Genomic DNA, 4,925 nt, shown 5'->3' on the forward strand with positions numbered 1-4,925 from the left:
CGAGCGGAGGATACGAGATTCGAACTCGTGAGGGTGTGAACCCAACACGCTTTCCAAGTCTGTGGTTGTGCGTTCACCGTGGTACGGCAACGTCCTGACCAGTCGAGTCAGAGGCGGGACGCCGTCGGCGACCCCGCGCGGTCACTCCCGAACGAGACGGAAACTGAGACGTAGGGCCGCCCTCCTGGCGCAGCTGTCTGGCTGCTCTACGTGTCGCCTTGAGGGGGCAAGAGTGGACATCCAGACCTGGAAGCTTGCCCCGCAAGCATGGTCGAATGTAGAGGGATCAGGGACGGGCCGATGGTTGCAGTGCTTAACGCGGGAGGCAAAGTGCAGGTGGTTCGCATATCGTCGGTGGATGCGGCTAAGCTGCTGTCTAAGCAGGAAAGCCATTTTCTTGACTTCAAGGCTCGTGAGGTAGCGCCGTCGAAGCTAACGAAGTCGCTTAGTGCGTTTGCAAATGCTGATGGTGGCGACTTGTATGTTGGCATAGCAGAAGAAAAAGATGCAAACATATTTCATTGGCGGGGTTTCGATCGAGTTGAAGATGCCAACTCGCACCTTCAGTCTTTCGAGATTGTATCTCCGTTCGGCGATGATCTCGATGGTGAATTCTTAGAAGTTGACCCAGCCGATAGGAATGCCCGCCTGTTTCCTGGCTTCGTACTGCACGTCAACGCGCGGAAGTCGCGTTTTGTGCGAAAATCAAGTGATGGAAAGATATTCAAACGTCTCGGCGCTGGTAATCAGCCGGTATCCACTGAGGAAGCAATCGTAGCCCTTCGTCGGCATAAGGGCGTGGAATCATTTGAGGATGAGACGCTGTCTGTGCCGATCGAGGAGGTTACCAATTCTCTCGCCATCATTGAGTACCTGATGGAGGCTGTTCCGACGGCGGAACCTGAGATCTACTTGCGAGGTCAGTACTTAACGCATGGGGCGAAGCCCACCGTTGCCTCGGTGCTGCTTTTTGCGGATTTGCCGCAGGCGATCCTGCCGAAGCGATGTGGAATCAAGATCTATAGGTATAGTTCCGAAGAGTCGACGCGGGATCGACTAGTAAGTGATCCGATTACCGTGGAAGGCAATCTCTATTCTCAGGTGTATGCTGCGATCGAAAAGACGGTTGATGTAATTTCCGAAGCTGCCTTCCTGGACGATGACGGATTGCGAACGGTCCGATATCCGACCGAAACGCTTCATGAGATTATCACGAATGCTGTTTTGCATCGAGACTACAGCGTTACGGATGATGTGCACATCCGAATATTCGAAAACCGGGTCGAGGTGGAAAGCCCTGGCCGGCTGCCTGGGCATATTCGTCCAGACAACATTTTGACGGAACGCTTGAGTCGCAACCCAAATCTTGTTCGCCACCTTAATAGATTTCCTAACCCTCCGAACAAAGATGTTGGGGAAGGTTTGGACACGGCGTTCGAATTTATGCGCAAACTGAACTTGCGTGACCCGATTGTCCGCGAGCGAGAAAACTCGGTTCTCGTTACTATTCGACACGAAAGCCTTGCGTCGCCTGAACAGCAGGTGGTCAAGCATCTCGAAAAGTATCCTACTATTAGAAACGAAGAAGCGCGAAAGCTTACCGGCATTGGTTCGGAGAGCAAGATGAAGAAGATTTTCGAGCGGTTGATTCGAGTCGGTGAAATCGAACATGCGCCGGGCACGGCGGGACGGGGCTATGCTTATAGGAAGGCCCTGAAATAGGTGAGGGTGGCGGCGTTCGTTAGTTGGGTGCGTGGGCGGTGGTTGTGAGGCCTTATCTTTCGGTGCTGGCCAATGCCCTATATCAACCCGTGACGCTTCTGAGCGCCAAGCGTCGTGAAACTTCATCTCGGTTGATGACCTGGCTTGGGCCAATGAAGCGCCGAGCAACGAGGAGGCCAGCGCTATGCGCGGCCTCGCCAGCATGGCTGGCAGAGGCATCCGCGATTAACCATGGAGTTAGACCGCGTTCGAAGGCATCCACGGCACCCTTCAGGACGCAGCTTTCGGTGGCGATCCCGCAGAAGTAAAACTCACGCCATCCCTGTCTATCGAACAGATCTTCTCCCTCGGAAGTGAACGGGCTGTATATTGTCTTGTCGAGTTGTGCTGCGCGTTCGGCATAGGGAATCAACTCGGGCACAATGTCAGTTTCGGGCGAGTTTTGAAGTCTTTTCCAGCCGAAGAAGCGTTCGAAAGGGCTGCCAGGGTAGTTTAGGTACCGGGTGAAAAGCGTATCGCCGCCAGATGCCTGCCAGCGGCGTACCAAGTCGACAACGACGGGGACGATGTGCGCTGACTGTTCGCGTACGAAGCCGTTTTGCATGTCGGTCACGACCAGCACAGGGCGGCCCGTTGTCATTGGCTCAACCTCGATCCGTGTCGCGGAGGGTTTCAATGGCTTGATCTAGGGCTGGCATTAGGTCACACGTCCGTAGAACTGCTCGGCGCATCGCCTGGTGCTGTCCGGTTTCCCGTAGGCGGGAAACAGTGAGTCGGGAGCGTGCTCCCCGAAGGTAGCGCCACCCATATTCCGGCGGCACCCGTGGGTCTTTTCCTTGCTCTACCTGGCGCGCGATTGCGTCACAATACGCCCACATGGATTGAATCGCTAGCTCGCAAGCGATCAACTCCGCTTCCGTTAAGGAACGCTCGGCTGAGATCGGGTGGTACACGACGCCGGACCATGAGGCGTAACCTGCCGAGATTCCCCGTACGCCGAATGATTCGATGCCTCCATGGTCGTACCCTTCAGATATCAACGATTGCTCGATCAGTTCCGCATGCGCCAAGTGTTCGTCGTCCATGGCGCGGCCACGGTGCAGCAGTACCTTTGGTGTCGACATGATGCGAAGCGCCGTTTCTAGCAGTTCAGCCGGCCACGCTGATTCAACGACCCACTGAGCGCCGAGAACATACACCGCTGATGCGTCCTCGGCTGGCGCGATGGGCGCGAGGTAATCAATGGCCCATTTAATGTTGTCGCCGTACGACACCTCCCGCCACGCGGCTAGTGCCGCGATCGTGGATAACTGGATGTGCTCGACAAGGTGAAAGATTGCCGACCCGCACGGCCAGACGTAAAGGGTGCAATCACCTTCCGGGTGCTCGACCGGAGTCGAGTAGCAGGTGTGCCACTGTTCCGGGGCTGCCGTACAGCCGGCGCTTCCGCGTAGCCGGGCAGCGCCTTTAGCGCCGAGGAACGCTGTCAGGAACTTGTGGGATCGTGCCGTGAAGTGCGGCCGTTCCTCGGCGCTGCCGGTCAACTCGCCGAACAGGTCGTGAGGCTTTGCGTCGTACGCCAGGCAGTAAAGCTGCCGGTAGATCGGGTCAGTGACCGCTACGCGCCCGGTCTCGTGGCGGTACATCGCCTTTTCGATGGCCTCGACCGTGGGCGTCTCCCGGATGCCGCGCTGTTGGCCCACGCGGTGCAGCTCCCGCGCGGCGCGCTTGCGCGACTCCCAGCCAACGGCCTTCCGGCGGTTGACCAGCACAAGGTTCGGCTTGAACTGCCGAACGACCTCATTGGACATAGGCCGTGTCCTTCGTGTCCGTGCGTAGTACCTGCCCGGATCGCTGCCCGGCAGGCAGTCTCATTGGCAGGCGAGCAAGGTGCCGCCGCGAACGGGAGCCGAGGACAGGAGGCACCTGATGATCCGACCTAGCCGGCGGTGCCTCTGCGCGGCCTCTCGGCCTGCCACTTCCGGATGGTCTCGGGCTGCCACGCCGGGGAACGGCCGAACATCCGGTCAGGCGCGGGAGCCTGCCCGCGTGAGACGTAAGAAGCCCAGGTAGCGCGACTGATCGGGGCACCCACCGAGGCGAGGTAGGTGCGTACGTGGTCCGTCGTCCACCAGTCGGCGGGCAGGTCAGCGTCAGTCATCAGTACAAGCCTACGTGGTACGGGTGCTTGCGCGAATACAACGTGGCGTTGTAGCGTCACGAGTACAGCGCCACGTTGTATTACGTCAGCTGGGGTCCGGGGAAGGCAGTGCGTAACAGCGCTGCGCGCCTACGTCCCGCTGTGCGGTTGGTTTTTGACAACTCAAGAGCAGAAGCGCCGCGTTTGATCTGGCTTGCGGTATTCCCGCCTTGAGTCACACGGTGGCCGACCTCGGTAGATCCCGAGCGAGCGGGCCGAGCGGGTCGGGTCTTGGCGCGCGGAACGTCTTCTGCCTCTCTGCATCTGCCCCGGGGTGGGTGTCGCGCTGATCTGGTGCGCGGCCTCACCCCGGGGTCTTCCCGTCCTTGATCCCGCTTGTGGAGGTGAGCCGTCGTGACCGTGAGCGTTGTCGCTGCCGTTCGAGTGACCACCAAGAACAGCGCCGTGTGGCGTACCTGCAACCGGTGTGGGCGGCTCGCCGCACTGGCACCCGATGAGGGTCACTGCCGCTCCTGCCTGCCGGCCGTGCGCTCTCGCCGTCCTGGAAGGAACCGATCGAAGTGATCACCAAACTTTCCGCCGCCGCCGCGCCGACCGCCGCCGACCTGGCCGCGATCGAATCGGAGTGGCCGCTGATCGCCGCCGAGCTGGACGTGTTGGACGCGCAGATCACGCTGATCTACGCCGAGGATCACGGCGGCCCGTCGCCGCTGAACTGGCGTCGGCTGCGCCGCACCGAAGCGCGTGTGACCCGTGCCGCCGCCGAGGTGTCCACCCGCACCACCGGCCCGGATCGCGCAGCCTGATGTCGCGCATCCGTGCCGCCTACTACGACCCGGAGGGGACGAAGTTCGGTATCCCTACGTTCTGGTGGCAGGGTGCCCCGTCCGGCTACGCCACCCGCCGTCAACTGCGTGCCGCCGGCTTGCGCCCCGGTGGTCAGCCGATTGCCGCGCAGGTCATGTGGCGCGGTGTTGGTGGCACCCGCGTCGCGTACCTGTACCGGGTTGACCTGGCCCGGCCGAAGCGCACCGCCACCCCC

At 60.2% G+C, this 4,925-nt stretch carries 5 protein-coding genes; 3 read left to right on the forward strand and 2 right to left on the reverse strand.

All coding sequences use genetic code 11. From position 1 onward, the window contains the following. Positions 1 to 300 precede the first annotated feature (300 nt). The gene (locus tag AWW66_RS33200; RefSeq protein WP_083979256.1) at positions 301 to 1,722 is read left to right on the forward strand and encodes an ATP-binding protein; all 1,422 of its coding nucleotides are present in this window, start codon (positions 301 to 303) and stop codon (positions 1,720 to 1,722) included. Between the two features lie 82 nt (positions 1,723 to 1,804). Here the strand turns inward: AWW66_RS33200 and AWW66_RS33205 are convergent, their stop codons facing one another. Both AWW66_RS33205 and AWW66_RS31295 read right to left on the reverse strand, forming a co-directional pair. Then, positions 1,805 to 2,362: a cysteine hydrolase family protein gene (locus AWW66_RS33205; protein ID WP_083979258.1), complete on the reverse strand. Its 558-nt coding sequence runs from the start codon at positions 2,360 to 2,362 to the stop codon at positions 1,805 to 1,807. 4 nt (positions 2,363 to 2,366) lie between these two features. After that, positions 2,367 to 3,533 (reverse strand): hypothetical protein, encoded by a 1,167-nt coding sequence (locus tag AWW66_RS31295; protein WP_067374211.1) that lies wholly within the window; start codon positions 3,531 to 3,533, stop codon positions 2,367 to 2,369. Positions 3,534 to 4,443: 910 nt separating this feature from the next. Between AWW66_RS31295 and AWW66_RS31300 the strand changes: the two genes are divergently transcribed. After that, positions 4,444 to 4,689 (forward strand): DUF6284 family protein, encoded by a 246-nt coding sequence (locus AWW66_RS31300; RefSeq protein ID WP_067374214.1) that lies wholly within the window; start codon positions 4,444 to 4,446, stop codon positions 4,687 to 4,689. Next, a partial coding sequence (locus tag AWW66_RS33210) for an RRQRL motif-containing zinc-binding protein (RefSeq protein WP_281179650.1) occupies positions 4,689 to 4,925 on the forward strand: 237 nt, incomplete at its 3' end. The genes AWW66_RS31300 and AWW66_RS33210, both read left to right, overlap by 1 nt.

Origin of the sequence: Micromonospora rosaria (genome assembly GCF_001567585.1) — a bacterium.
Classification (GTDB): domain Bacteria; phylum Actinomycetota; class Actinomycetes; order Mycobacteriales; family Micromonosporaceae; genus Micromonospora; species Micromonospora rosaria.